The following is a 26033-nucleotide window of genomic DNA, read 5'->3' as shown; positions in this document are numbered from 1 at the left end:
TGACTGACCTGAATGTCTCGGTCGATATTCGACCACTTAGTCGCGGGTGGGTTTCCCGAAGAATTGATCCCAAAGCAGCAGCACGGCGCCGAGAGTGATCGCCGAATCGGCCAGGTTGAACGCAGGCCAGTAGTAGCCGGCGGCGTGCCACTGGATGAAGTCGACGACGGCACCGAAACGGATGCGGTCGATGACGTTGCCCAAGGCTCCGCCGAGTATCAGAGTGAGCGCGAGCGAGAGGCGGAATTCGCCGCTGTGCTTGCGCAGCAGGGAGACGATCCAGCCCGAGACGCCGAGCGCCAGCACGGTGAAGAACCAGCGCTGCCAGCCGCCGGCGTCGGAGAGGAAACTGAACGCCGCGCCGGGGTTGAAGGTGAGCACCCAGTTCCAGAACGGCGCGACGTAGTGCGAGTCACCCGGGCGCAGGTTGCCGAGGACGATCCATTTGCTGAGCTGGTCGAGCAGGATGATGACTCCGGCCAGCCACAGCCACGGCTTGATGTTACGCGCAGGCACGCGGTTCACCCTTGCCGTACAGGTTGCTCGCGCAGCGACCGCAAAGTTCCGGATGTGCCGGGTCGGCGCCGACGTCGTCGCGGACGTGCCAGCAGCGCTCGCACTTGGCGTGCGACAACGGGGCACACTCGACCTTCTCTTCGCTGGCGCGGACGAGCGTGGTCTTCGAACAGATGAAGACGAAGCGCAGGTCGTCGGCCAGCGAGTTCAGTAGGTCGAACTTCTCGCCATCGGCGTGCAGCGTGACTTCGGCCTGCAGCGAGGAGCCGATCTTGCCTTCGATGCGCAGTTCTTCGAGCGCGCGGGTGACATCGGCACGGTACGTGCGGAGCTTGCTCCACTTGTCGAGCAGCGCCGCTTCGTCGGCAAGGACCGGGAGCGGTTGCCAGGTGTGCAGCATGATCGAGTCGTCGGCGTCGTTGTTGATTGCCTGCCAGACTTCCTCTGCGGTGAAGGAGAGGATCGGCGCCATCAGCTTCACGAAGGTCTGTGTGATGTGCCACAGCGCACTTTGCGCCGAGCGACGGGCCTTCGACGTGGTGGCCGTGGTGTAGAGGCGGTCCTTGAGGATGTCGAGGTAGAAGCCGCCGAGGTCTTCCGAGCAGAAGGTCTGTAGCGCCTGGACGACGCGGTGGAATTCGTACTTACCGTAGTCTTCCTCGCACTGCACCTGCAGCTGGCGCGTCATGGCCAGCGCGTAGCGGTCGATTTCCAGCCACTGGTCGAACGGCAGCATGTCTTTCGCCGCGTCGAAGTCCGAGGTGTTGGCGAGCAGGAAGCGCAGCGTGTTGCGGATGCGGCGGTAGGCTTCGACGACGCGCTTGAGGATTTCGTCGGAGATCGACAGTTCGCCCGAGTAGTCGGTGGCGGCGGCCCACAGGCGCAGGATGTCGGCGCCGAGGGTGTCGGAGACCTTCTGCGGGGCGATGACGTTGCCCATCGACTTGGACATCTTGCGGCCCTTGCCGTCGACGACGAAACCGTGCGTCAAGAGCGACTTGTACGGGGCGCGGCCGTCGATGGCGCAGCCGGTCAGCAGCGAGCTCTGAAACCAGCCGCGGTGTTGGTCCGAGCCTTCGAGGTAGAGGTCGGCCGGGAAATTGCACTGTTCACGATGCGAGCCGCGCATCACCGAAAGGTGCGTGACGCCGGAATCGAACCAGACGTCGAGCGTGTCCTTCATCTTGCGGTACTGGTCGGCTTCGTCACCGAGAAGTTCCTTGGCGTCGAGCGAGAACCAGGCTTCGATGCCGGCCTTTTCGACACGCAGCGCGACTTCCTCGATGAGTTCCGCCGTGCGCGGGTGCAGCGCGCCGGTTTCCTTGTGCAGGAAGAAGGGGATCGGCACGCCCCAGTTACGCTGGCGCGAGACGCACCAGTCCGGTCGGGTCTTCATCATCGCCTCGAGACGGGCGCGGCCCCAGGCCGGGAAGAACTGCGTCTCGTCGACGGCGCGCTCGGCGATCCAGCGCAGCGTCGCCGCGTCTTCCTTGTCCTTGTGGTCCATGCCGATGAACCATTGCGTCGTGGCGCGGAAGATGATCGGCGTCTTGTGCCGCCAGCAGTGCGGGTAGCTGTGCGTGATCTTTTCGGTCTTGAGCAGGCGGTCGCGTGCTTCGAGTTCCTGCAATACCAGCGGGTTGGCTTCCCAGACGGTCTTGCCGGCTAGCGGGGATACGGACAGTGCCGGCGTGTTGGGAAGGAAACGGCCGTCGTCGCCGACCGGGTTGTTCACCGGCAGGCCGTAAGCCTTGCCGATCTGGTAGTCGTCGGCACCGTGCGCCGGGGCAGTGTGCACGAGGCCGGTACCGGCTTCGACGGTAACGTGCGTGCCGCAGATGATGGCGACGTCGCGTTCGTAGAAGGGGTGCTTGAGCAGGACATGTTCCAGGTCGCTCCCCTTGGTCGAGCCGACCACTGTGCCTTCGAGGCCGTAACGCTTGAGGCAGTCCTCTGCCAGTTCGCGCACTAGGATCAGCGTGCCCTTCGGCGTTTCGATCAGGTCATACGTGAATTCCGGGTGGGCGCTGACCGCCTCGTTGGCCGGCAGCGTCCAGGGCGTCGTCGTCCAGATGACGGCGAAGGCCGGGCCGCGCAGGTGGGTGAGGCCGAACGCCTTGGCGACCTTCTCGGCATGGTTGGGATGCACCTCGAAGGGGACGTCGATGGCGTGCGAGGTCTTGTCCTCGTATTCGACTTCGGCTTCAGCCAGCGCCGAGCCGCAGTCGAGACACCAGTTGACCGGCTTCAGGCCCTGGTACAGGTAGCCTTTCTCCAGGATCTTGCCGAGCGCGCGGATCTCGTCGGCTTCGGTCTTGTAGGCCAGCGTCAGGTAGGGGTTGTCCCACTCGCCGAGAACACCGAGGCGGATGAAGTCCTTCTTCTGCCGTTCGACCTGCTCGTTGGCGAAGGCGCGGCAGAGTTCGCGCACCTTATCGCCGGGAATGTGCTTGCCGTGCAGCTTCTCGATCTGGTGCTCGATCGGCAGGCCGTGGCAGTCCCAGCCTGGAACATAGGGAGCGTCGAAACCGGCCAGCGTCTTCGAGCGGACGATGATGTCCTTGAGGATCTTGTTGACCGCGTGGCCGATGTGAATGTCGCCGTTGGCGTAGGGCGGGCCGTCGTGCAGAACGAAGCGCGGCCGGCCCTTGGCTGCCTTGCGAATCTTCTCGTAGAGCTTTCTCTTTTGCCAGTCGGCGACCCACTGCGGCTCGCGCTTGGCGAGATCGCCGCGCATCGGGAAGGAGGTGTCGGTCAGGTTCAGGGTACTTTTGTAGTCAGCCATGGCGGTCACTCAGTGCTTGAAATACTGCCTTGCAGATTGAAGGTCTTGGGAAATTTGTTGCTTCAATGCGTCGATGTTCGGGAACTTGAATTCGTCTCTGATCTTGTGCAGGAAGCGTACGGAAAGGTGGGCGCCATAGATGTCTCCTTCGAAATCGAAGAGATGGATCTCTAGCAACGGATTGCTTCCCTTGTCGATGCTCGGGCGGAAGCCGATATTGGCGATGCCCTGGTGCGGTCTGTCTGTCAGCCCGCGTACTTCGACGGCATAGACGCCGATCAGTGGAGGATTGGCGTGTTTGATGCGGATGTTGGCGGTCGGGACGCCCAGTTGCCGGCCCAATTGCCGTCCGCGCACGACACGGCCGTCGATCACGTAAGGCCGCCCTAGGAAGCGAGCAGCGTCTTCCATGCGCCCGTCGGCGAGTGCCGCACGGACGGCAGAGCTGGATACGCGCACGCCCTCTACCATCACGCTGGATACCGCTTCGAGCGTGAAGCCGTGGTGACGCCCCGCTTCCTGAAGCATCCCGAAGTTGCCGCGCCGTTTCTGGCCGAAGCGGAAGTCGTCGCCGATGATGAGGTGCTTTACCTGCAGGCAGTCGACCAGGATCCGCTCGATGAATTCTTCGGCCTCCAGGTGGGCGAAGCCGGTATTGAAATGACAGACGCAGGTCAGTCCGATGCCTCCCTCGCCAAGCATTTCGAGCTTTTCACGCAGCGTCGATAACCGCGCCGGTGCCGATTCCGGGGCAAAGAATTCGCGCGGGTGCGGTTCGAAGGTCAATGCCGCCGGGAGCAGTCGTTCTTGGCGCGCAACGGCTTCGAGCCTTGCCAGCAGGGCGCGATGGCCAAGGTGGACGCCATCGAAGTTGCCGATGGTCAGTGCCGTGGCTTGCGGGGCCGGACGAGAATAACCGCGTAAGACGAGCATCGGGAGCGAGGTGTCGCCGGGGAGACGAAAAGGGGGGAATTATACCGGCGTTTCAAGGCCTTGGGCCCGTGCGCGGAACCTGGCGATCGGAGAGGCAGGCGTCCAGACCATTTGCCACGGCCGTCTTGCCACTGAAGGGACGGAAGCCGATACTTTCGGCAGATTACTGCCCCTCCCAGATTTCGTAGTCAGGAGACTTTCATGCAACCGTTTGTCGCGCGCGCCTTTACGCTGCTTTTCGCCGTAGTCCTGAGCGGGGCAGTGTTCGCAGAAGGCGTTTATGTGACACGGGGCGCGAACGGTCCCGTCTTTTCCGACAAGCCGCAGTCGGGAGCGAAGGAAGTGACGCTCAAACCGTTGAATGTCGTTCCGTCGATGCCTGCGATGCCGACGCGTCCCGATAGTCTCACTCCCGGAAAGCCGTCGGGAAACAGCAGCGTATCGGTAGCGAATGCCTACCGGCACCTTTCGATCGTCTCTCCCGCCGACAACGGCAGCGTACTTGGCGACACGTCACTTCTCGAGGTCAGGCTGTCAGCTGATCCGCTGCTGCTGCTTGGTGAAGGGCATGCATTCGTCGTGCGCATCAACGGTCGTTTTGTCGAGCAGCGCTTCACGTCGGCCGAGTTCGTAATCCCCCCCGGATTTTGGGATGAGGGCTATCTGCCGGCCAACAGTCGGCTGCAGATCGATGCGAGCATCGTCGATGGTGCCGGGCAGGTCGTGATGCGTGCCGCTCCGGTTACATTCCATACGCGTCAGCGGGTGGTGTATCCGCAGCCGTATCCGGTCGTTCCCGTCTATCCGGCTCCTCGTCCTTCGTTCAGGCCGGTTCGTCCGCCACACAAACCGCCCGAGGAGCCGCCGGCGTCCTCCGGCAGAAAAATGAAATAGCTGGCCGGGGGCTCAGGAAAACCCAGGCAGCCAACCGGATCGGGTGTGCTGATCCAGGGCCAGAGGCTCCAGGGCACCCTGGTAAAGCGCCTCGATGACCGGCGGCTCGCGCCAGGGGTCTTCCATAAAGCGCAATCCGGCCTCTTCGACCAGTGCGCCTCTCCAGTAGTAGCTCGAAACCTCGTCCAGCGTTGCCAGGTTGAGGCTGTGCGGCAGCCGGAGATAATCAAGCCAGGCCGAGTCGTGAAAGGAAACGACATAAGCCCCTTTGCTGTGGGCGGCAACCAGATGTTTTCCGTGAACCCTTGCCGGATGCTTGGCGCGGAAGTTCTCGGCATCCACGCGTGTGGCGAACAACAGGAGTGCATGCAGCCGGCTTGGGAAATCCTGAAAAAGTCGCTGCCGGTAATACTCAAGGTGATACTCGGCGAAGTAATTTTGCACTGTTGTGAAATGATCCTCGGGCAGGGCGATCCCGAAGGGGTTGGCCGAGAGAATGTCCCAGCCGGGAATCTCGGCGTCCGGGTCCAGCCAGGCGTAGAGTTCCAGCGATGTGGAGTCCTTGATCAGGTGGCCGTTCATGCGGGGGCGAGAAAACGGGCAGTTTCCAGCAGGATGCGGATAACTCCGGCCATCAGCAGCGCCGTAACGAGCGAACTCATCACCGAAAACAAGGCCTCCTTTCTTCCCAGGGTTTTCAGCATGACGGCAAAGGTCGACAGGCAGGGGACGTAGAACGTCAGAAAGATCAGAAAAGTAAATATCTGGACATGGTCGAGCAAGGGGGTGATTTCCTGCGTGCCCAAGGCCTGGAAAATCATGAGCAGCGAGAGTTCCTTGCGTAGCACGCCGAATAGAATGGGAACGCCGAGCGCCGCGGGCAGGCCAAGCCACCAGGAGGTTACCGGGGTGAGTAGCGTGTTGATCCAGGCGTCGGCGCCGACATGGCTGAGCAGTGCGAGGACGACACTGCCCGCGACGAGCAGGGGCGTGACAACGGTGACGATGTCGCTGGTTCGTTCCCAGGTGTTGCGCCAGAGCGTGTTCCAGCGGGGCAGCGAGTAGGGCGGGATCGCCTGGACAAAGCCCGGCGCGCTGTCGGCGAACCGGCGGGAAAGCAGCTTGCCGAGTACGGCGATGACGACGAGCGTGAGTATGAAAATGGCCAAAACGCCGAGACCGCCGAGATATTTGCCGCCGATGGCCAGGATGATCGCCGAACGGGCCGAGCAGGGAACGAAGGTGATCAGGATCGCGGCAACCACTTTTTCCCGCCGCGAGCCGCTGGCGGCGGCGGCCGAAATGGCCGGTACGTTGCAGCCGAGGCCGATCAGGAATGGGACGGCGACGCCGCCATGCAGCCCGATGTGGTGGAACCCGCGGTCGACGACGAAGGCGACGCGGTGCATCACGCCGGAGGCTTCGAGCGCCACCAGCAGCAGAACGAGCGGCAGCATGTAGGGCGCGACGATACCGATCAGTCCGACGAGACCGTCGGCCACTGCGCGCCCGACGACGCCAAGCGTCGATACCGGCTGCCATTCCTGCACCCATGCGGCGAGCCGGGCCGACGTCCATGAGTCGATCAGTGTGCTCATTTCAAAGACGATCAGCAGGACCGCGGCGAAAACCAGCAGGCTGCCGAACAGGCCCCAGCGGGGGTGGAGAAAGAGTTCGTCGAGCCAGCGTCGCCAGCCTTCGCCGCTCTCGGTGCTGCGTGGACTGCTGACCGCCTCGTGGAGTACCGCGGCACGATGGTGGCGATCGGCATGCAGTTCTTCCGCGAGCGGTCGCGGCAGCACTTTTTCGGCCGAAAGACGCGCTTCGGTGATTTCGTCCTGCAACCGGGGAAAGTGGGTCGTCAGCGACTTGAGAAAGTAATCGTCGTTCTCGGCCAACTGCGAAAGCAGCAAGGCGCGGGGAATGCCGAAAATGTCTTCGATTTCCGGTCGGGCGATGACTGCTTTCAGCGGACGCAGTGCGTCCTGGATGTGTCGGGCCGGCGGCTGGGGCAAGGGGCACGATTTTTCGCGGGCAATCGAGAGCACGGTCTCGAACAGCGCGGTGAGGCCTTTGCCCATGTGTGCGATTGTCGGTACGACCGGCGCGCCGACCTTTTCGCCCAGTGACTGGACGTCGACGTAAATGCCACGCTTGCGGGCCTCGTCGACGCGGTTCAACGCGATGACCAGCGGGCGTCCGAATTGATTGAGTTCGAGCGTCAGCTCGAGATCTCGCTCGAGCGCCGTGGCGTCGACCACCTGAACGAGAACGTCCGGTGCCGGAAAGTCCGGGTGCTCGGTGGTGTCTTGCGGCAGTTGTTCGAGCGGCCAGCGGTCGCCCCAGAGCAGATACATCAACACCACCTGGTCGTGTTCGCTCAGATGATGCAGGGTGTGGATGGACGGCAGGTCGACCAGCGATATCTGTTCCAGGCCGACGTCGACAACGCACTCCTGATAGGCCCCGCCGAGCCCGGCGAGGTGCTCATGGCTCACCACCGGGCTGGCGGCACCTTCGAATATCGTGCTTTTGCCTGCGCCGTGCCGGCCGATCAACGCGACCCGCGGCCGGCGGGCGCCACGCAGCAGGGGCGCGTGCAACGGAATCGCCGCAGAAGTGGTGGCCTTTTTTCCGTCTCGGTGAGTGACTGGCATTCTGTGTCGGGTGTGTGAATACAGGTTACGGGGGGAGCAGCGAATTCTCGTGAAACAGGAATTGGCCGTTACGGCGGTCTTCGAAGTAGGCTCTCAGGCACAAGGCGACACTGCGGAAGGCAAGGTCATCCCAGGGAATAGCGTCCTCGCTGAAGAGTGCCGTTTCCAGGCTCTCCTCGCCTGCCCCGAATTCGTTACCGAGCAACTGCCCCCGATAGAACAGATGTACCTGGCTGATGTGCGGAATATTGACCAGGGCGAAAAGCTCCTCAATCGCCACCTGGGCGCAGGCTTCTTCCCGGGTCTCCCGCAAGGCCGCCTCGATCGTCGATTCGCCGTTTTCCATGAAGCCGGCAGGGAGCGTCCAGAAACCATGGCGCGGCTCGATGGCGCGTCGGCAGAGCAGGATGTCACCATTCCATTCGGCGATGCAGCCGATAACGAGCTTCGGGTTCAGGTAATGAATCTCTCCGCACTCGCGGCAGACATGCCGCAGGTGCGTGTCACCTTCGGGGATACGCAGCTCGACTTTCGCTCCGCACTGGGTACAGTAGTTCATGCTTCAACGCCTCATTATGACTGGCCGATTCTAGCGGATTCGTCGCAAATCGGCCCGGTGCAGTACTCGCAGCGAATGAAACGGCGTTTCTTTTATTTCCCCGCCGGGGGCATCCCGTTACAATACCGCGGCAATCGTGATCCTTTGCCATGCAGAGGTTCAAGGCCTGACTCGGAGGGTGTGAATGTTTCTTATCGTTGGCTACGTCATCATTCTGGCCGCATCGGTCGGAACGTACTCGGTTCACGGGAGCCTGGCAGCGTTGTGGGTTCCCATGGAGTATCTGGCGATCGTCGGCTTGACGATCGGCGGATTCGTGGCCGGGAACGACATGAAGGTCATCAAGGCGACGATCGCCGCCCTCCCGAGCCTCTTCAAGGGGTCGAAATTCAACAAGGCGGCGTATGTCGACCTGCTCGCCATGCTTTTCGAAGTGCTTGCCAAGGTGCGCAAGGAAGGCCTGATGTCGATCGAAAACGACGTCGAGAATCCCCACGACAGCCCGATTTTCAGCAAGTACCCGTCGATTTCGCATGACCATCACGTAATGGAGTTCATCACCGACTATCTGCGCATGATGGTCGGTGGCAACCTGAACGCCCTGGAAATCGAGAATCTGATGGACATGGAGATCGAGACGCATCACCACGAGGTAGAGGTGCCTGGTCACGCGATGGCCAAGACCGGTGATGCCACCCCTGCCTTCGGTATTGTCGTGGCGGTGATGGGGGTGGTCAACGTCATGGGTTCGGTCGGGGAGCCGCCGGCCGTGTTGGGGAAAATGATCGGCGGCGCGCTGGTGGGGACGTTCCTGGGTATTCTGCTTTCTTACGGATTTGTCCAGCCTGTTGCGTCCTTGTTGGAGCAAAAGGCGCACGAGGGGTCGAAAATCTATCAGGTGATCAAGGTCGTGCTACTGGCATCGATGTCCGGGTATGCGCCTCAGGTCGCGGTCGAATTCGGTCGCAAGGTGCTGTTTTCTTCCGATCGACCGACGTTTGTCGAACTTGAAGAAGAGCTCAAGGCACGCAAGGGCAAGTAGTCCAAGCCTGCCTATCGGGGATTTTGAATGAGCGAGGATCTACGCCCAATCGTCATCAAGCGCATCAAGAAAGGCGGTGGTGGGCATCATGGCGGGGCGTGGAAGATTGCCTATGCCGACTTCGTGACGGCGATGATGGCCTTCTTCCTTCTGATGTGGCTGCTGGGGTCGACTGCCAACGGCGACTTGAAGGGGATTGCCGAGTTCTTTCAGAATCCGCTCAAGGTCAGTCTGTCGGGTGGTTCCGGCTCCGGAGACGCGACGAGCATCCTCAATGGCGGGGGAGAGGATATTACGCGCACGTCCGGGCAGGTGAGGCGAGGCGAAACGGAGGCGCAGAAGCGGTCACGCACCGAGGATCTGCGCAAGGAGTTCGAGCGACGTGAGCGGATGTCCCTCACCGAACTGAAAGGCAATCTGGAGAGTCTGATCGAGCGCAACGTGACCTTGCGGCAGTTCAAGAATCAATTGTTGATGGATGTGACGACGGAAGGCTTGCGGATCCAGATCATCGACGAGAAGAATCGGCCGATGTTCGATTCCAGCAGCGCCGAGCTGAATCCCTATTCGAAAGTGGTTCTGAAAGAGATTGGCAATGCGCTGAATGCCGTACCCAACAAGGTGAGTATTTCCGGGCATACCGATGCTGCGCAGTTCAGCGGGGGCGAGAAAGGATTTTCCAATTGGGAATTGTCGGCGAATCGTGCCAACGCCTCGCGTCGTGAAATGATCGCCGGCGGGATGGACGAAAACAAGGTGCTGCGGGTCGTCGGCTTGTCCTCGACGGTGTTGTTCGAGAAGAATGATCCGCTGAGTCCTTCGAACAGGCGTATCAATATTGTCGTGTTGAACAAACGCACCGAGGAAGCAATGTTGCTGGAGGATGGCAATGCCACAGTAACCGTCGATGGCAGCGAAGAAGCGGCAGCGCTTGTACCACCTGCACCGCCTGAACCCGAGGCCTCGGTGAAAAAAAATTGACGCATTGTCGGAATCGTTTTGCCGACGGTCGTGTGGCTGTAAAGGACAGGAGAATCAAGCGTGATCAATAACAGTTCCTGGCCAGGGAAGGAGTTGCCGAGTCGCGAGGGTGGCGAGCGTGAATTCGTTTTCACCCTTGCGGACTTCGAGCGGGTGCGCAAGCTGATTTACGAGCATGCCGGGATCGCCCTGTCCTCGGCCAAGCAGGATATGGTCTATAGCCGTCTGGCGCGGCGTTTGCGCGAGACACGCCTGCGAACGTTCGGCGAGTATCTCGCGCTGCTGGAGCGCGGCGACAAGCTCGAGTGGGAAAAATTCGTCAATTCACTGACGACCAATCTGACGTCGTTCTTTCGCGAACCGCATCACTTCCCGATCTTGGCCGAGCATCTGAAAAAGCTGCAGGGGCGCCCGTCGATCAAAATCTGGTGCTGCGCCTCGTCGACAGGCGAAGAGCCCTACAGCATCGCCATGACCGTCGTCGAAGCGTTCAACAGCTTCAACGTTCCAGTCTCGATCGTCGCTACGGATCTCGATACCAGCGTTCTGGCGACGGCGGCGAAAGGTCAATATACGCGTGACCGGGTCGAGCGCCTGTCGCCTGAGCGGCTGAACCGGTTTTTCCTGAAAGGCGGGCCGGGGCAGGAAGGAACCTATACCGTGCGTCCGGAATTGCGGCGGTTGGTGACATTCCAGCGCATCAATCTTCTGGAGCCGAACTGGAGTGTGCGCGGTCCGCTGGACGCACTGTTTTGTCGCAATGTAATGATCTATTTCGACAAGCCGACGCAGTACAAGATCCTTAAGCGTTTCGCCCCGCTGATGGATGGCAGCGGCCTTCTTTTCGCCGGGCATTCGGAAAGTTTTCTGCACGCGGCGGATGTGTTCCGTTCCCAGGGCAAGACTGTCTACGAACTGGCCGGACGTACGCGTTGATATGGACCGGCCATTGGTTATGTCCGGATCCGCAATCAAGCCGCTGGCCGGGGTGAGCCGGGTGATTTTCGTTGGGGCATCGACCGGAGGGACGGAGGCTGTCAAAAGTTTTCTTCTCGGAATCCCTGAAGATTGTCCGCCGATCCTGATTGTTCAGCACATGCCAGAGACGTTCACCGGATCGTTCGCCGCGCGGTTGAACGGCCTCTGCAAGCCGAAAGTCATCGAGGCGCAGGGCGGTGAGGTTCTCTCTGCCGGGACCGTTTATGTGTCGCCCGGCCATTCGCACATGTCCGTACGCAAGATGGGCGGAACGTACATGATCGAGTTGCTCAAGACTCCGCCCGTAAATCGCCATCGTCCCTCCGTAGACGTTCTGTTTGACTCGGCTGCTGAAGTCGTGGGACGGAACGCGATCGGTGTGATTCTAACGGGCATGGGTAAAGATGGTGCGAACGGTTTGTTACGTATGCGTAAGGCGGGCGCAAGAACCTTTGGCCAGGACGAGGCGAGTTGTGTCGTCTATGGAATGCCGCGTGAGGCTGCCCTGATCGGCGCGGTAGAGGAAACCGCAAGTCTTAACTTGCTATCACAGAAAGTCCTCGCCGCATTGGGAAGAAGCGTTTAGCTGGTCTTTCTCTCTACTCGTTCTGTAAATTGAATGCACCGGCATCTTGGCGTCTTGGCGTCTGCGCGGCTCGCCTGAGCCATTGTATTGGCGGGCGTTCGTGTCGTATTGTTTTCTCGTCGGTTGTGGTGAAATGCAGGTCGTTCGATTAAGATTCACTTCGACGTTGTAAGGCTATTTGCCCAGAAAAAGGTGATCAAGCATGTCAGATTTACTCAAAAGTATTGATGCGCGCACCAAACTTGCTGGTACCAACAAGTTGGAAATCTTGCTGTTTACGCTCGGAACGCATTCTCTTACCGGGCGTCGTGAGACATTCGGCATCAACGTCTTCAAGGTGCGTGAGGTCATGCGGACGCCGCCCATTACCGCGGCGCCGGAAATGCCCCCGTCGGTGGAGGGAATGGTGAGTTTACGCGGCGCGCTGGTTCCTGTCGTTGATTTGGCGCGTTATGCCGGGGTGGCGTCGGATTCTCCTCGCTCGATCATGATCGTGACCGAGTATGCTGGGCATACTCAGGGCTTCTTGGTCGAGGCGGTGGATACCATTCTTCGGCTCGACTGGAGCCAGATGAAGGTGCCCCCGGATATGTTGATGGCCGAGCTTGGCGGGTTGGTTACAGCGGTGACCGAATTGCCCGATGGACGCCTGGTCATGATGATGGATGTGGAAAAGGTGCTTTCGGAAACGACGAAGTATGACGACGAGGTGGTTTACCGCAACATCAAACCGATCGCCAACCGCGATCTGACCGTGTTCTTTGCGGACGACTCCGTTGTGGCACGCCGACAAATAGTACGTACGCTCGAGGCGATGGACGTCAAGTATGTAGAAACGATCAATGGTCGCTCGGCGTGGGAAGAACTGGAAAGGATTGCTGCCTATGCGGAGGCCTCTGGTCAGGCAGTTTCTGATCTGGTCAGCCTGATATTGACCGACGTGGAAATGCCGGAAATGGACGGCTACATTCTTACCAAGAAGGTGAAGACGGATCCGCGATTTGCTGGTGTGCCGGTGATCATGCATTCCTCCCTGTCCGGAATGTCCAACCAGCAACTGGGTAAATCCGTCGGTGTTGACGAGTATGTTCCCAAGTTCGAGCCGCAAAAGCTTTCGGAAGTGTTGACGCGACGTTTGCTTGGCACAGCTCCGGTTGCCCGCGCGAATGGCTGACGCATAAAAGTGGAGTACGGCGATGGCAATGGATTTGATTGAAAAGAAAAATCTGCTCGAGAGCGTTGATGCGAGAACCCTTCTTGCTGGATCCAACAAGATGGAAATCTTGTTGTTCTCGCTAGGAACGCGCGAGACTTTCGGAATCAACGTTTTCAAGGTGCGCGAGGTTGGGCGGACGCCGCATATAACAAAGACTCCGAATATGCCGAAGGGCGTCGAAGGGTTGGTGTCGCTGCGCGGAAACGTAATTCCGGTCATCTCGCTGGTCAGTTTTCTTGATACCGGAGAGAAGTCGGCCGAGCGGGGCAAGACGATGATGGTTGCCGAATTCTCGAAACGGACGCTGGGATTCTTGGTTCATGAAGTCGATCGGATTATCCGAGTTGACTGGGAGAAGGTTCGGGCGCCGGAGAGTGTGCTTTCGTCGAACCAAGGGTTGATCTCCTCTATTACCGAGTTGGAAAACGGCACCCTGGTTTCTATTCTGGACGTCGAGCAAATCCTGGCCAATGCATTTGGCGAGGCCATCATCGTCGATGTACCACCAGCACAGGTTTCGGAAGAGGTTGGTGTGTTTTTTGCCGATGACTCGGTCGTGGCGAGAAAGAAAATCACCGAGGTGCTCGATCGGCTTAAGGTGAAACACAAACATGCTACGAATGGCGCAGAAGCTTGGACCCGTCTGCAGGGGTTGGCGGCGCATTCGCAGCAGACGCGAGGTAATTTGCGTGATGACGTGCGACTGATTCTTGTCGATGCAGAAATGCCTGAGATGGATGGTTATGTTTTGACCAAGCACATTAAGTCCGATTCTCGTTTTGATGGCATTCCGGTGGTCATGCATTCATCGCTTTCGTCTGAAGCTAACCGGGCTATGGGGCAGGCTGTTGGGGTCGATGCCTATGTCGCAAAATTTGATGCCGAGGTGTTGGCCGATACCTTGCGTCCGATACTCGAGCGGTAAAAAAATAGGAGTGAATGAGTAATGGCTGATCCGAAAATGAGAATTCTTGTGGTTGATGATTTTTCGACGATGCGACGGATCGTCAGAAATCTCCTCAAAGAATTGGGCTTTGCCAATGTGGATGAAGCGGAGGATGGTGCGATCGCGTTGCAAAAGCTTCAAGCCGGTGGTTTTGAGTTTGTCGTGACCGACTGGAATATGCCCAACATGGATGGATTACAGTTGCTTCAGTCTATCCGCTCCACGCCGTCGCTGGCGCATCTGCCTGTGCTGATGATTACCGCCGAGGCTAAAAAAGAGAACATTATTGCTGCTGCGCAGGCAGGCGCGAGTGGGTATATCGTCAAGCCGTTCACTGCTGCGACGTTGTCGGAGAAATTGCAAAAAATCTTCGACAAGATGGGAGGCTGAAATGAGCGACGCGAACGCTTCCGGCGATTCGAGCGAACTAGAAGCTCTATTTGACAGTATCGCAAGCGGGATCTCCCCTTCGTCGAATCCACCACCAAGTGTTGAGAATAAACCATCCTTGATGCAACAGGCACGGGAAGGTAACGATCTGACGGACGATTCAAAGGAGTTGCAGGACCTTTTTGACTCTATCGTATCGAAGAACGCCACGATCGGAGGGGAGAGTGCCTGCGAAGAGGGAGTGGCGCCAGAGGATTGGCCGGCGCAAAAAAAAGTATTTACCCAAGTCGGGCAAATGGCACGGCAATTGCACGATACTCTCGGCGCGTTGGGATACGACAAATTGCTCGAGAAAACGGTCAACGCAATTCCAGATGCAAAGGATCGTCTTTCCTATATCGCTAACCTTACCGAGCAGGCTGCATGCAAGGTGCTGAATGCGACGGATGTAGCAAATCCTATTCAAGACGAGTTGGAGGCGGGGGCCACGCTGTTGGCCGCGAAATGGGATGCCTTGTATGCCAAGCAGTTGGGGGTCGAGGATTTCAAGCTGTTGGCTGCGGAAACCCGGAGCTTCCTGAAGAATGCTGTTCCGCAACGGACGGTTGCAACCAAAGAGCAGTTGCTGGAAATCATGATGGCGCAGGATTTCCAAGATCTTACCGGGCAGGTTATAAAAAAGGTTGTGGCGCTTGCACAGGATCTTGAGTCGCAACTGATGGGGATCCTCATCGAGACAATCCCGGGAGAGAAGCGAACCGAATCCGTAACGTCGCTTCTAAATGGGCCGGTGGTGAACGCCGAAGGGCGCTCGGACGTCGTTGTTAGCCAGCAGCAGGTCGACGATTTGCTGGATAGCTTGGGGTTCTAGGAGGTTCGATATGAGTGACTTTTCCGGAATGGAAGACCTGTTGCAGGATTTTTTGCAAGAGGCGAGTGATCTGCTTTCCGATGTAGATAACAGACTCGTTGAACTGGAGCGGGATCCTGAAGATCGTCGCCTGTTGAATGACATCTTTAGAGGATTTCACACGATCAAGGGGGGGGCGGGCTTTCTCAACGCCACCGAGTTGGTCACTCTTTGTCATCTGACCGAGAATCTGTTCGATAAACTCAGAAACGGTGAAATGACGCTGACGCCGGACTTGCTCGACGTAATCATGGCGGCGACGCAAGGAGTGAGGGGCATGTTTGGCGAACTGGCGCAGGCCGTGCAGCCTAAGCCCGCGCCTGCAGATGTAATTCAGGCTCTGCGAGTGGCGTTGCATGAACTTGCTCCGGTCGCTCCGGAGGAGCCATCGGTAATTTCCCCTGTTTCCACTCCGGGCGTCGATACGGCGCCATCGATGGAAAGCAAGGTGGCTTCTGACGAGCCTGACTGGCATGCGCTTCACGCTGCTGTTACGGGACAAGAGCCTGTCGAGCCAGAGGTTATTCCCGCCGTAAATGCTCCTGATCTGAAGTCGGCCGCTACGGCCGTCGTTTCTGAGCCGGAACTGATGCCACATTTTCCCCCGGAAGGTCGTCGTTCGACCGATAAGCCAGGTCTTGTCGGTTCCGGCACGACAGGTGGCAGGCGTTCCGATGAAAAAATAGCGACGCGTGAATCGACGATTCGTGTCGACACGGCGCGTCTTGATCAGGTGCTCAACCTGTCCGGCGAAATCGGGCTGACAAAGAATCGCCTGACCAGTCTGCGCGCAGATATTCTTGCGGGGAGGAATGATTCAGAGACGCTGCACGCTCTCGACCAGGCGGTGAGTCAACTCGATCTGTTGGTGTCGGATTTGCAGAACTCCGTGATGAAAACACGGATGCAGCCGATCGGGCGACTGTTCCAGAAGTATCCGCGTATCGCCCGCGATCTTGCCCGTCAATTGGGCAAGGATGTTGAACTTGCGCTGGTTGGTGAAGAGACCGAGGTCGATAAGACCATGATCGAGGATCTTGCGGATCCGCTGGTGCATCTGGTCCGTAACGCGGTTGACCACGGTGTCGAGTCTCCCGAAGAGAGACTGGCTGCGGGCAAGCCAGCCAAGAGTGTGGTGCGTCTGGAAGCGCGTCAGGAAGGTGATCACATCGTTCTCATCATCGCCGATGATGGTCGCGGGATGAGTCCGGAGAGGATTCGCGCCAAGGCAATCGAGAAAGGCCTGATTCAGGAGGAAGAGGCGAACACGCTCGATGACCGGCAAAGCCTGAACCTGATTTTCCTGCCGGGCTTCTCGACGATGACCCAGGCGTCTGCCGTGTCGGGTCGTGGCGTCGGCATGGACGTAGTCAAGACGAACATCCAGAAGTTGAACGGATCGGTCGAAATACGTTCTGAGTTGGGCAAGGGGACCGTCTTCCTCATTTCTTTGCCGCTGACTCTGGCGATTCTCCCGGTGCTCCTGGTCTTGCTGGGCGATCAACCGTTTGCCTTGCCGCTATCGATGGTGCGCGAGATATTGCCGATCGAAAAAGACAAAATGCAGGAGGTTGGTGGCAAGGAGACGCTCGTTGTCCGGGGTGAAGTTCTACCGGTCGTGGCGCTTTCGCGTCTGCTTGGATGGCCGCAGCTGCAAACGCCCGAATATGGCGTGCTGATGCAGACCGCCGAACGGAGCTTTATCCTTTCGGTCGACAGTTTCGCCGGGCGTGATGATGCGGTAATCAAGTCGCTCGATGATTTCCGGCCGCGTGGCGTGGCAGGCGTAACCACGCTGTCGAACGGCCAGATTGTCCTGATCCTAGATATGAAAGAGTTGCTGGCTGACCTCAATGCGCATATCGATCGTGAGCTTGGCATCAGGCATGCTCGAGCTCTTGAGTTATCTATCTGATTAGATTAAGTATTTTGTTATTCGTCAGGGGGCTTCGGTCCCCTGTTTTTTTTGGCTTGGCGAACGGGGGCAGTGTTCGTTTTTCCGAGAATTGGTGTAAATAAAACGATATATATCTTTATTTTTTAATGTTTTTTTATATAATTAGCTCTGGTTTTTTGGAATCGGAAGATGGCCGAAGAAAGCGATCTCGAACGAACAGAGCCCGCCTCGTCGAGGCGTCTCGAACAGGCTCGTGAAGAGGGGCAGGTTCCGCGTTCGCGCGAGGTTGGGGCATTTCTGGTTCTGATGGTTGCCGCAGGTTCGTTCTGGATGGTCGGAGGATGGATGATGCATCGCACATCGACCATTGTGTCGCAGGGCCTGATTTTTGATGCGGGCATGTTGCGTGATCCGCAGATCATGGTGGCCCGCTTTGGCGAAATCGCGCTGGATGCCCTGCTTGCCTTTGCTCCCTTTGTCCTGGCCCTCGTCGTGGCGGCCTTGATCTCCCCGTTCTTCCTCGGAAGCTGGAACGTCTCGTTCAAGGCGATGGCGCCTGATCTGGGGCGGCTCGATCCGCTGAAAGGCTTGACCCGTATCGTTTCCTGGTCCGGTTTGCTGGAACTGGTCAAGGGCGTGGCCAAGGCGACGCTGATCGGTGGCGTTGCCGCGAGTGTGCTGTGGGCCGAACGCGGCGAGATCATTTCGCTTCTTACGCAAACGATCGATGCAGGCCTGGTCAACGCAGGTCATTTGCTCAATTTCAGCTTTCTCCTGATTGTCGCCTCGATGCTGCTGATTGTCGCGCTCGACGTTCCGTTCCAGCTTTGGCAGTACCACAACAAGCTGAAAATGACCAAAGAAGAGGTGCGTCGCGAAAGCAAGGAAATGGAAGGGAACCCCGAGGTCAAGGGGCGGATCAGGAGCATGCAGCGCGAGGCGGCGCGCCGGCGAATGATGAGCGCGGTGCCCTCGGCGGATGTGATCGTGACCAACCCGACCCATTTTGCCGTGGCGCTCGCCTACAAAGGCGGAATGGGGGCGCCCAAGGTCATCGCCAAGGGAATGGGAGAGATCGCCCTGAAGATCCGCACGATTGGTGCCGAGAATGGGGTGCCCTTGCTGGAGGCCCCGCCGCTGGCGCGTTCGCTGCACCGCCATGCCGAACTGGATCAGGAGATCCCTTCGGCACTCTATGCGGCCGTGGCGGAGGTGCTGGCCTACATCTACCAGCTGGCGCGCTGGCGGCAGCAGGGCGGCAGCTATCCGGTTCCCCCGCGGCTGATCCCGGTTCCGGAGGAGTTGCTGGTCGCGGAGGTCGCCAATGGCTAGTTCGAGCATGACGCTGCAGAGCTTCATCGGCCGAATCGGCTTGCAGCAGCTCGCCGGGCCGCTGCTGATCATGCTGGTGCTGGCCATGATGGTGTTGCCTCTGCCACCTTTCATGCTTGACCTGTTTTTCACCTTCAACATCGCGATCTCGATCATCGTCATGCTTGTCGCGATCAATGTATTGAAGCCCCTCGATTTTTCGGTGTTTCCTACCGTTCTGCTGATCACTACCTTACTTCGCCTGTCGCTGAACGTCGCGTCGACCCGTATCGTGTTGCTGGAGGGGCATACAGGACAGGGGGCGGCTGGTCAGGTGATCGATGCGTTTGGTCATTTCCTGGTCGGCGGGAATTACGCGGTCGGGATTGTCGTGTTTGCCATCCTGGTGATCATCAACTTCGTGGTGATCACCAAGGGCGCCGGCCGGGTCGCCGAAGTGGCTGCACGCTTTACTCTTGATGCCATGCCGGGCAAGCAGATGGCGATTGATGCCGATCTCAACGCCGGTCTGATCGGCGAGGACGAGGCGCGTCGGCGGCGCGCGACGATTGCCGAAGAGGCGGATTTCTTCGGGTCGATGGACGGTGCGTCGAAATTCGTTCGCGGCGATGCCGTCGCCGGGATCCTGATCATGCTGATCAACGTCGTCGGTGGGCTGTTCGTCGGCATGTTGCAGCACAACCTCGACCTGGGAACGGCAGCAAAGACTTACACCTTGCTGACAGTCGGCGATGGGTTGGTCGCCCAGATTCCGGCGTTGATCATTTCCATCGCGGCGGGCATGGTCGTCACCCGTGTCGGCGATACGCAGGATCTTTCCCAGCAATTCCTTGGGCAGTTGTTCAACAACCCGCGGGTGATTGGCTTGTCGGCAGCGATCATCGGACTGCTCGGGCTGATCCCCGGGATGCCCAATTTCGTCTTCCTGCTGCTGGCCACGGCGCTTGGCGCACTGGCCTGGGAAATGTCTCGTCGTCAGGAACAGGAAAAGCCGGTGCCGGTGAAAGCGGCCCCCCCCGCGGTGACGGCAGAGTCGCAGGAGGCCAGCTGGGCCGACGTGGCGCCGCTCGACGTGCTTGGTCTGGAAGTTGGCTATCGCCTGATTCCGCTGGTGGACAAGGCGCAAGATGGTGAACTGTTGCGCCGGATCCGCGGAATCAGGAAAAAATTCGCACAGGAAGTCGGCTACCTCGTGTCTCCCGTGCACATCCGGGACAACCTCGAGTTGAAGCCGAACGCCTACCGGATCTTGCTCAAGGGCGTCGAGATCGGTCAGGGAGAAGCTTTCCCCGGCAATCTGCTGGCCATCAACCCCGGCCGCGTCGTTGGTCAGTTGGCCGGAACGGCGACCAAGGATCCGGCCTTCGGCCTGCCGGCAATCTGGATCGACAATACGTTGCGCGACCAGGCGCAGGCGTTCGGTTATACCGTGGTTGATGCCAGCACCGTGGTGGCGACCCACCTCAACCATCTGATCCTGTCGCATGCCGCCGAGTTGCTCGGGCGCCAGGAGGCGCAGGCGCTGCTCGACCATTTGGCGAAGGAAATGCCGAAACTGGTCGAGGATCTCGTGCCGAAGGTTCTGCAACTCGGGGTGCTCCAGAAGGTGCTGCAGAACCTGCTGGACGAAGGGGTGCATATCCGGGATATGCGTACCATCATCGAGACGCTTGCCGAATCTGCCCCGCGTACCCAGGACGGCGAAGCATTGACGGCGCAGGTGCGTATCGCGCTCGGGCGTTCGATTGTCCAGCAGCTCTATCCAAGCGGCGGGGAAATCCAGGTGATGTCGCTCGATCCGCAACTCGAACGGATACTGAACCAGGCCATGGCCGGCGGTGGCGAAGGTGCCAGCATCGAGCCCGGCCTCGCCGATACGCTGATCAGGGAGACGGCGGCGGCGGCGCAGCGGCAGGAGGCGCTGGGTCTGCCAGCCGTTCTCCTGGTCTCAGGCAATCTCCGCCCGCTCCTGTCGCGCTTCCTGCGACGGGGGATTTCTCAACTGAAGGTGCTGGCCCATGCGGAAGTACCGGAAAACAAAATCATCAAGGTCACCTCGATCATTGGGGGTAAAGCATGAACGTCAGGAAATTTGTCGCATCAACGGCGCGGGATGCGTTGCGCAAGGTCAAGGAACTCCTTGGGCCGGATGCCATCATCCTGTCTAACCGGGCCGTTCCTGGCGGAGTCGAAATCATGGCCGTGGCGGCCGGCGAAATGGACATGATCGTCCAACAGCCAAGTGTGGAAACGAGGCCCCGGCGGGACGAAGACTACACCGTTCGCCTGAGCGCAGGATCGCGTCCGCAGCAGCCTCCAGCCGGGCGGGCGTTGGCGCCCAGGGAAATTCCACCGCTGGCCTCAAGGCCACTGCCGCGCATTGATCGGCCGGTGGTCCAAGATGTCGCAAGCAGTACGCCAAAACAGGCGGAAATTATCCCGTCCGAGGTGATGGACGAGATTCGTTCGTTGCGGCGCATCGTCGAACAGCATCTGGCAGGCTTCGCGTGGGGCGAGAGCACGCGTTCGGAGCCAGTCAAAACGGAAATTCTGCGCCAGATGCTCGATGCCGGCTTCTCTCCACGTCTGGCGCGCGATCTCCTGGCGGAGTTGCCGCGCGATCTGGCTGCTACGCAAGCGCTGGCCTGGGTCAAGGCGGCCGCCGACCGCTCGCTGCGCACGATCGGGACGGAGAGCGACATCATCGATCGCGGCGGCGTTTACGCCCTGGTCGGGCCGACCGGCGTCGGCAAGACCACGACAACGGCAAAGCTTGCCGCTCGTTGCGTCCTGCGCCACGGTGCCAGCAAGGTGGCGCTGATCACGACCGACGGTTACCGGATCGGAGCGCACGAGCAACTCAGAATCTACGGCCGCATCTTGGGTGTTTCCGTGTATATGGTGAGGGACGCTGAAGAGTTGCGGCAGACCTTGTCCGACCTGCAGCACAAGCACATGGTGTTGATCGATACCATGGGGATGAGTCAGCGAGACCGGCTGGTCGAGGAACAGGTGGCGATGTTCGGGCATAGCGGTGTCAAGCGCCTGCTGCTGCTGTCGGCAACGGGGCGTGGCGATACGCTCGATGACGTCGTTCGGGCCTACAGCGGCCCGGATCTGGCCGGTTGCATCCTGAGCAAGGTCGATGAAGCGGCCGGGTTGGCGACGGCGCTTGACGTCATCATCCGCCACCGCTTGCCGCTGCACTATGTGTCCAACGGACAGCGCGTGCCGGAAGATCTGCATTTACCGAATCGTGTTTACCTGCTGCACCGGGCGTTCAAAGACCTGCCGCAATCCTCTCCTCATCGGCTCGACGGCCTCGAATCGGGGCTGATGATGGCCAGCGCTCCGGAAGTCGCGGCGGCGGGCGGGCGTCGTGGCTGAACTTTACGCTGACCAGGCCGCGGGCCTGCGTCGACTTTTTTCCCGCGAGCAGTTGCGGGTCGTCGCGTTCGCCGCGGGGAGCGCGGGCGTCGGCAAGAGTACGCTGGTCGCCAACCTCGCCGCTTGTCTGGCGCGGCGGGGCAAGAATGTCCTCGTGTTCGACGAAGGAGCCAAGGGCGGGGTTACGGCGCGTTTTGGCAGAGAAATCCGCCATGACCTCCTGGATGTCCTCGAAAACGGGCTGCCGCTCCCGGATGCCTTGATCAACGTCTACCCGGGCGTGCGGGTGCTGCCTGTCGCTGCGGCAGTCGGGCACCTCGGCAAATTGGGCGCTTCCCAGCGCGATGCCTTGATGAAGGGGTTTTCTGCGCTTGAAGAGCAGGCCGATGTGATCCTGGTCGATGCTTCGCTGGATCATCCGCTCGGATTCTCTCCGTTCGCTCTCGCCGCTCATCAGGCAATCATAGTCATGTCGCCGACGCCCGCCTCGATTACCGAGGCGTATGCGCTGATCAAGAAGGCGAGCCTGGGCTACGCCCGCCGGGACTATCGAATTCTGGTCAACGGAGCGCGCAGTGCCGTGGAGGCGCGGGCGGTCTTCGGCAACATCGCGCGGGTGACTCACGGCCGACGTTTCGCCCGGCTCGAGTACGCCGGCGGCGTGCCTCTCGACGAGCGAGTACAACGGGCCATTGCGCTGTGCCAGCCGCTGGAAAGCCTGTATCCGGATGCCGCAGCGGCGAAGGCCTGTCGCCGGGTGGCGGGCGAACTTCTTGACTGGCAAAGGCCGGAGCAGAGCGACGGAGGGCTCGAACAGTTTCTTGAGCAACTGTTACACTTGAGCCAGCAAATCGATCCCGTCGCCATTTACGCTTGACCTTCTCGCTCTATGTACAACGCTGCCGGTCAGATCAACAAGGACCAGCTGGTTCAGCAGTTCGCTCCGCTTGTTAAGCGCATCGCCCACCACCTGATGTCTCGTCTCCCGTCGAGCGTCCAGGTCGAGGATCTTGTGCAAAACGGCATGATCGGACTGCTCGATGCCATCGACCGGTTCGAGGCGGGCATGGGCGCGCAATTCGAGACCTACGCCGCGCAACGGGTCCGCGGTGCCATGCTCGACGGTCTGCGGGAGAACGACTGGCTGCCGCGTAGTTTGCGGCGCGATTTCAGGCAGATAGAAAAGGCGATCGCGCAGCTCGAGCAGGAAAACGGTCGCACGCCTTCTGAGAGCGAACTGGCTCGATCGCTGGGGGTCTCGCTCGCCGAATACCAGAAGATGCTGCAGGATGCGCGCGGGCATCAGTTGATCTCGCTGGAAGATTTGGTGGATGACGGCGACGAGGACTTTCTGGAACGCCATTTGAGCGATACGTCGGGCGATCCGTTGGCGATCCTCGAAGATGAGAGCTTCAAGCGCTTGCTCGTGCAGGGAATCGAGTTGCTTCCCGAGCGCGAAAAGTTGATGATGTCTCTGTATTACGAACAGGATCTCAATTTGCGTGAAATCGGCGAAGTCATGGGGGTGACGGAGTCGCGCGTCTGCCAGCTGCATACCCAGGCTGTCGCGCGTCTGCGCGCCAGGGTTTTCGGAGAATCGGGCGTCAAGAAGAAAGCCAGGAAGAATGGATAAGATCAGCGTACTTGGCCTGGTGATCGGAATCGTGGCGATTGTCGGCGGGCAGATCCTGGAAGGCGGACATGTCGGTTCGCTGGCTCAGCCGACGGCGCTGTTGATCGTCCTCGGTGGCACGATGGGGGCCGTGATGCTGCAGAGTCCCTACGCGACTTTCGTTCGCGGCATGCGCATGACGCGCTGGGTCTGGCTTCCCCCGGAGGTCGATTATCAGCAGCAAATCAAGCAGATCGCGGCGTGGAGTCAGCTTTCGCGCCGTGAGGGGTTGCTGGCGCTGGAAAACTCGATGGCGCAACTGAAAGATGGATTCTCTCGCAAGGGGTTGCAGTTGCTGGTGGACGGCGCTGAGCCGGAGCGTTTGCGCGAAGTGCTCGAAGTAGAGATCAACACGTATGAGCAGCAACTCCGCATGGGAGCAAAAATCTGGGAGGCAGCAGGCGGCTATTCGCCGACCATCGGTATTCTCGGTGCGGTGCTGGGGTTGATCCACGTGATGGAGAACTTGTCCGATCCGTCGAAACTGGGAGCCGGGATTGCGGTGGCATTTGTCGCGACGATTTACGGGGTTGGTCTGGCGAATCTGGTCTTCCTTCCGATGTCGAACAAGCTCAAGGCGCATATCGGGCGTCTCGTCGTCCATCGCGAGATGATTGTCGACGGTCTGGTGGGGATTGCCAATGGCGACAATCCGCGCATCATCGAAAGCCGTCTGCAAGGCTACGTTTCCTGAACCATGGCCCGACGTCGGAGAGATGATGACGAGCATGACAACCACGAGCGCTGGTTGGTCTCGTACGCTGATTTCATTACACTACTGTTTGCCTTTTTCGTGGTGATGTACGCTCTTTCGTCGGTGAACGAAGGCAAGTACCGCATTCTCAGCGATTCGATGATGAGCGCTTTTCGCAATATCCAGGCGAACAGCGCGACGCAGGCCCCGATTCTCCTGCAACCTCCGATTGCCCTGGCCCAGAAGCGGCCGCAGATGGCCACTCGTCAGGCAGAAGAAAAACAGAAGCGGCGGGACAAGATGCGCAACGTGGCCAAGGAGATTCTCGATGTCATGGCCCCGCTCATCGAACAGGGAAAGGTGCGGGTGATCGAGACGAGTCGCGGGGTGACCGTGGAAATCAACGACAGCATCCTGTTCTCGCCGGGACAGGCCGTCCTGCATCCCTTGTCTGCCAAGGCGATGCGGGCGATCGCGCAGGTGCTGGCGCCGACCGACTTCCCGATCACCATCGAGGGGCACACGGACAATGTGCCCATCAATACGCCCCAGTTTCCCTCCAACTGGGAACTCTCGGCCGTGCGGGCGACGACCGTGCTCAGGCTGTTTTCCGATTCGGGGGTGGCGGCCGAGCGGCTAACAGCGATTGGCTATGCCGACACCCGGCCGGTCGAGCCGAATCTTCTCGCTGACGGACGGGCACGCAACCGGCGGGTCACGATCCTGATCGATTCGAGCGGGCCGGAAAAAGGCAGGGAGGTCGCGCTGGAAGAAGATTCGGCGCCCGAGGCGCGCCAATAGCCGATTACGGAACGAGCGCGCTATACCGCGTCGTTGATTCGCCGTTCGCCAGTCCCGGATGCCTTTCCATCCGGACCATACAGATCCAGAGCGGCGGTGTTGCGTTGCAGAATCTCGAGAATCCGGCTGTTGTACTGCAGGCGCATCTGGATCAGTTCCCCGTTCAGCCGGTTGAGATCGCGCGCGCGGGCGGCCAATTTCAACGTCTTTTCCCATGCTGAAGAGGCGTCGGGACTGCCCGCTGCCCACGCGGACATGCCTTGGCGGTCTGCGGGCAGATTCAAGGCAGAGAGGCGATCGTTGCGCTGGCAGCCGAGACGTTGCAGGTCAGCCACCAAGGGCTCCTTTTCGGTCGCGAAGCGGGCCAGGTCGTCTACATTTCCCTCAGTGAGGGCCGTTTTCTCCGTCTCCAGCAGGTCGACGAATCGAGCGATCAGCGCCGCTTCTGCGGTGACGATATCGAGCAACTCGTCTTTGGCCGGAGGCATGCGGTGAATGGATCAGGCGTCGCTGCGGGATCCGACCAGCTCTTTGGCGGAGGCGATCAATCGGTCGGCGATAGCGCCGGGATTGATCGAGAACCGGCCTTCTGCGATCGCCTGTTTGATTTCGGCGACGCGTCCGGCATCCAAAGGAGCTTCGCTCTCCGACGCAGCGAGTTGCGATGCAACGCTGCTCAGTTGAACGTCGTCGGAATTCCTGGCGGCTGCCTTGGTCGCCGTCCCGCGGTTTTCCTTGACGACGGACGCATTGGTGAGTTTCGGGGAGTTCTCAATCTTCATGGCGATGCCTCAAAAGTTCCTTGCTTACGCCTCTTATCGACAGCCGGGGCGGAAACTTTAGCATCTTTTCGACAG

The 26033-nt window shown here is 59.6% G+C and carries 25 protein-coding genes; 17 read left to right on the top strand and 8 right to left on the bottom strand.

Going from position 1 to position 26033, the window contains the following annotated elements; all coding sequences use genetic code 11:
• Positions 1-36: 36 nt before the first annotated feature.
• From lspA to BO74_RS03245, 3 genes are read right to left on the bottom strand one after another with little or no spacing between them, the layout of a single operon-like run.
• Complete coding sequence (gene lspA / locus BO74_RS03255; RefSeq protein ID WP_496439962.1) at positions 37-516, bottom strand: signal peptidase II; 480 nt, start codon at positions 514-516, stop codon at positions 37-39.
• Complete coding sequence (ileS, locus tag BO74_RS03250; RefSeq protein ID WP_496439960.1) at positions 503-3301, bottom strand: isoleucine--tRNA ligase; 2799 nt, start codon at positions 3299-3301, stop codon at positions 503-505. Before ileS ends, lspA begins: the two co-directional genes overlap by 14 nt.
• A 9-nt stretch (positions 3302-3310) precedes the next feature.
• A complete protein-coding gene (locus BO74_RS03245) occupies positions 3311-4234 on the bottom strand; it encodes a bifunctional riboflavin kinase/FAD synthetase (RefSeq protein WP_496439959.1) in 924 nt (307 codons plus the stop codon).
• A gap of 201 nt (positions 4235-4435) precedes the next feature.
• On the opposite strand from BO74_RS03245, the gene BO74_RS03240 reads away from it, so the two are divergent.
• Entirely contained in the window at positions 4436-5128 is a 693-nt protein-coding gene (locus tag BO74_RS03240) for a hypothetical protein (protein ID WP_496439958.1), read from the top strand.
• A gap of 12 nt (positions 5129-5140) precedes the next feature.
• On the opposite strand, the gene BO74_RS03235 is transcribed toward BO74_RS03240, so the two are convergent.
• The 3 genes from BO74_RS03235 to BO74_RS03225 are packed head-to-tail and all read right to left on the bottom strand — an operon-like array spanning position 5141 to position 8344.
• Positions 5141-5710, bottom strand: a complete 570-nt coding sequence (locus BO74_RS03235; RefSeq protein ID WP_496439957.1) for a hypothetical protein — start codon at positions 5708-5710, stop codon at positions 5141-5143.
• Positions 5707-7785, bottom strand: coding sequence for a FeoB small GTPase domain-containing protein (locus tag BO74_RS03230; protein WP_496439954.1), 2079 nt, complete (start codon positions 7783-7785; stop codon positions 5707-5709). Before BO74_RS03230 ends, BO74_RS03235 begins: the two co-directional genes overlap by 4 nt.
• A 25-nt stretch (positions 7786-7810) precedes the next feature.
• On the bottom strand, positions 7811-8344 hold the full coding sequence (locus BO74_RS03225) for an NUDIX hydrolase (protein WP_496439953.1): 534 nt from the start codon (positions 8342-8344) through the stop codon (positions 7811-7813).
• Between the two features lie 184 nt (positions 8345-8528).
• On the opposite strand from BO74_RS03225, the gene motA reads away from it, so the two are divergent.
• The 16 genes from motA to motD all read left to right on the top strand — a co-directional run bounded on the left by motA (position 8529) and on the right by motD (position 25176).
• Positions 8529-9386 carry a flagellar motor stator protein MotA gene (gene motA, locus BO74_RS03220; RefSeq protein WP_496439950.1) on the top strand — a complete coding sequence of 286 codons (858 nt, stop codon included), beginning with the start codon at positions 8529-8531 and terminating at the stop codon, positions 9384-9386.
• Positions 9387-9413: 27 nt separating this feature from the next.
• On the top strand, positions 9414-10367 hold the full coding sequence (gene motB / locus BO74_RS03215; RefSeq protein ID WP_496439949.1) for a flagellar motor protein MotB: 954 nt from the start codon (positions 9414-9416) through the stop codon (positions 10365-10367).
• 60 nt (positions 10368-10427) lie between these two features.
• Positions 10428-11303, top strand: coding sequence for a CheR family methyltransferase (locus BO74_RS03210; protein WP_496439947.1), 876 nt, complete (start codon positions 10428-10430; stop codon positions 11301-11303).
• Positions 11304-11322: 19 nt separating this feature from the next.
• A complete protein-coding gene (locus tag BO74_RS03205) occupies positions 11323-11931 on the top strand; it encodes a chemotaxis protein CheB (RefSeq protein WP_496439945.1) in 609 nt (202 codons plus the stop codon).
• Between the two features lie 202 nt (positions 11932-12133).
• On the top strand, positions 12134-13105 hold the full coding sequence (locus BO74_RS03200; protein ID WP_496439943.1) for a chemotaxis protein: 972 nt from the start codon (positions 12134-12136) through the stop codon (positions 13103-13105).
• A 28-nt stretch (positions 13106-13133) separates the two neighbouring features.
• Positions 13134-14072, top strand: a complete 939-nt coding sequence (locus BO74_RS03195) for a chemotaxis protein (protein WP_496440000.1) — start codon at positions 13134-13136, stop codon at positions 14070-14072.
• A gap of 21 nt (positions 14073-14093) precedes the next feature.
• Positions 14094-14483, top strand: coding sequence for a chemotaxis response regulator CheY (gene cheY, locus BO74_RS03190; RefSeq protein ID WP_496439941.1), 390 nt, complete (start codon positions 14094-14096; stop codon positions 14481-14483).
• A 1-nt stretch (position 14484) separates the two neighbouring features.
• Entirely contained in the window at positions 14485-15354 is an 870-nt protein-coding gene (gene cheZ / locus BO74_RS03185; protein ID WP_496439939.1) for a protein phosphatase CheZ, read from the top strand.
• A gap of 10 nt (positions 15355-15364) precedes the next feature.
• Positions 15365-17308, top strand: a complete 1944-nt coding sequence (locus BO74_RS03180; protein WP_496439937.1) for a chemotaxis protein CheA — start codon at positions 15365-15367, stop codon at positions 17306-17308.
• A 171-nt stretch (positions 17309-17479) separates the two neighbouring features.
• Positions 17480-18622, top strand: a complete 1143-nt coding sequence (gene flhB, locus BO74_RS03175) for a flagellar biosynthesis protein FlhB (RefSeq protein ID WP_496439936.1) — start codon at positions 17480-17482, stop codon at positions 18620-18622.
• Complete coding sequence (flhA, locus tag BO74_RS03170; protein WP_496439934.1) at positions 18615-20702, top strand: flagellar biosynthesis protein FlhA; 2088 nt, start codon at positions 18615-18617, stop codon at positions 20700-20702. The genes flhB and flhA overlap by 8 nt, the downstream gene beginning before the upstream one ends.
• Positions 20699-22009 carry a flagellar biosynthesis GTPase FlhF gene (gene flhF, locus BO74_RS03165; RefSeq protein ID WP_496439933.1) on the top strand — a complete coding sequence of 437 codons (1311 nt, stop codon included), beginning with the start codon at positions 20699-20701 and terminating at the stop codon, positions 22007-22009. The genes flhA and flhF overlap by 4 nt, the downstream gene beginning before the upstream one ends.
• The gene (locus BO74_RS03160; RefSeq protein ID WP_496439931.1) at positions 22002-22886 is read left to right on the top strand and encodes a nucleotide-binding protein; all 885 of its coding nucleotides are present in this window, start codon (positions 22002-22004) and stop codon (positions 22884-22886) included. The genes flhF and BO74_RS03160 overlap by 8 nt, the downstream gene beginning before the upstream one ends.
• 12 nt (positions 22887-22898) lie before the next feature.
• Positions 22899-23642, top strand: a complete 744-nt coding sequence (locus BO74_RS03155; protein ID WP_496439930.1) for an RNA polymerase sigma factor FliA — start codon at positions 22899-22901, stop codon at positions 23640-23642.
• Entirely contained in the window at positions 23635-24375 is a 741-nt protein-coding gene (locus BO74_RS03150; RefSeq protein ID WP_496439929.1) for a flagellar motor protein, read from the top strand. The genes BO74_RS03155 and BO74_RS03150 overlap by 8 nt, the downstream gene beginning before the upstream one ends.
• 3 nt (positions 24376-24378) lie before the next feature.
• A complete protein-coding gene (motD, locus tag BO74_RS03145; RefSeq protein ID WP_496439928.1) occupies positions 24379-25176 on the top strand; it encodes a flagellar motor protein MotD in 798 nt (265 codons plus the stop codon).
• 20 nt (positions 25177-25196) lie between these two features.
• Here motD and BO74_RS03140 read toward each other — a convergent pair whose 3' ends face one another.
• Both BO74_RS03140 and flgM read right to left on the bottom strand, forming a co-directional pair.
• Complete coding sequence (locus tag BO74_RS03140) at positions 25197-25664, bottom strand: flagella synthesis protein FlgN (protein ID WP_496439927.1); 468 nt, start codon at positions 25662-25664, stop codon at positions 25197-25199.
• A gap of 12 nt (positions 25665-25676) precedes the next feature.
• Positions 25677-25958 carry a flagellar biosynthesis anti-sigma factor FlgM gene (gene flgM, locus BO74_RS03135; protein WP_496439926.1) on the bottom strand — a complete coding sequence of 94 codons (282 nt, stop codon included), beginning with the start codon at positions 25956-25958 and terminating at the stop codon, positions 25677-25679.
• Between the last annotated feature and the right edge of the window lie 75 nt (positions 25959-26033).

This window comes from Propionivibrio pelophilus DSM 12018, from assembly GCF_059569095.1.
Note: the sequence above shows the minus strand (reverse complement) of the source record. Positions and strands in the feature narration are given on the sequence as shown.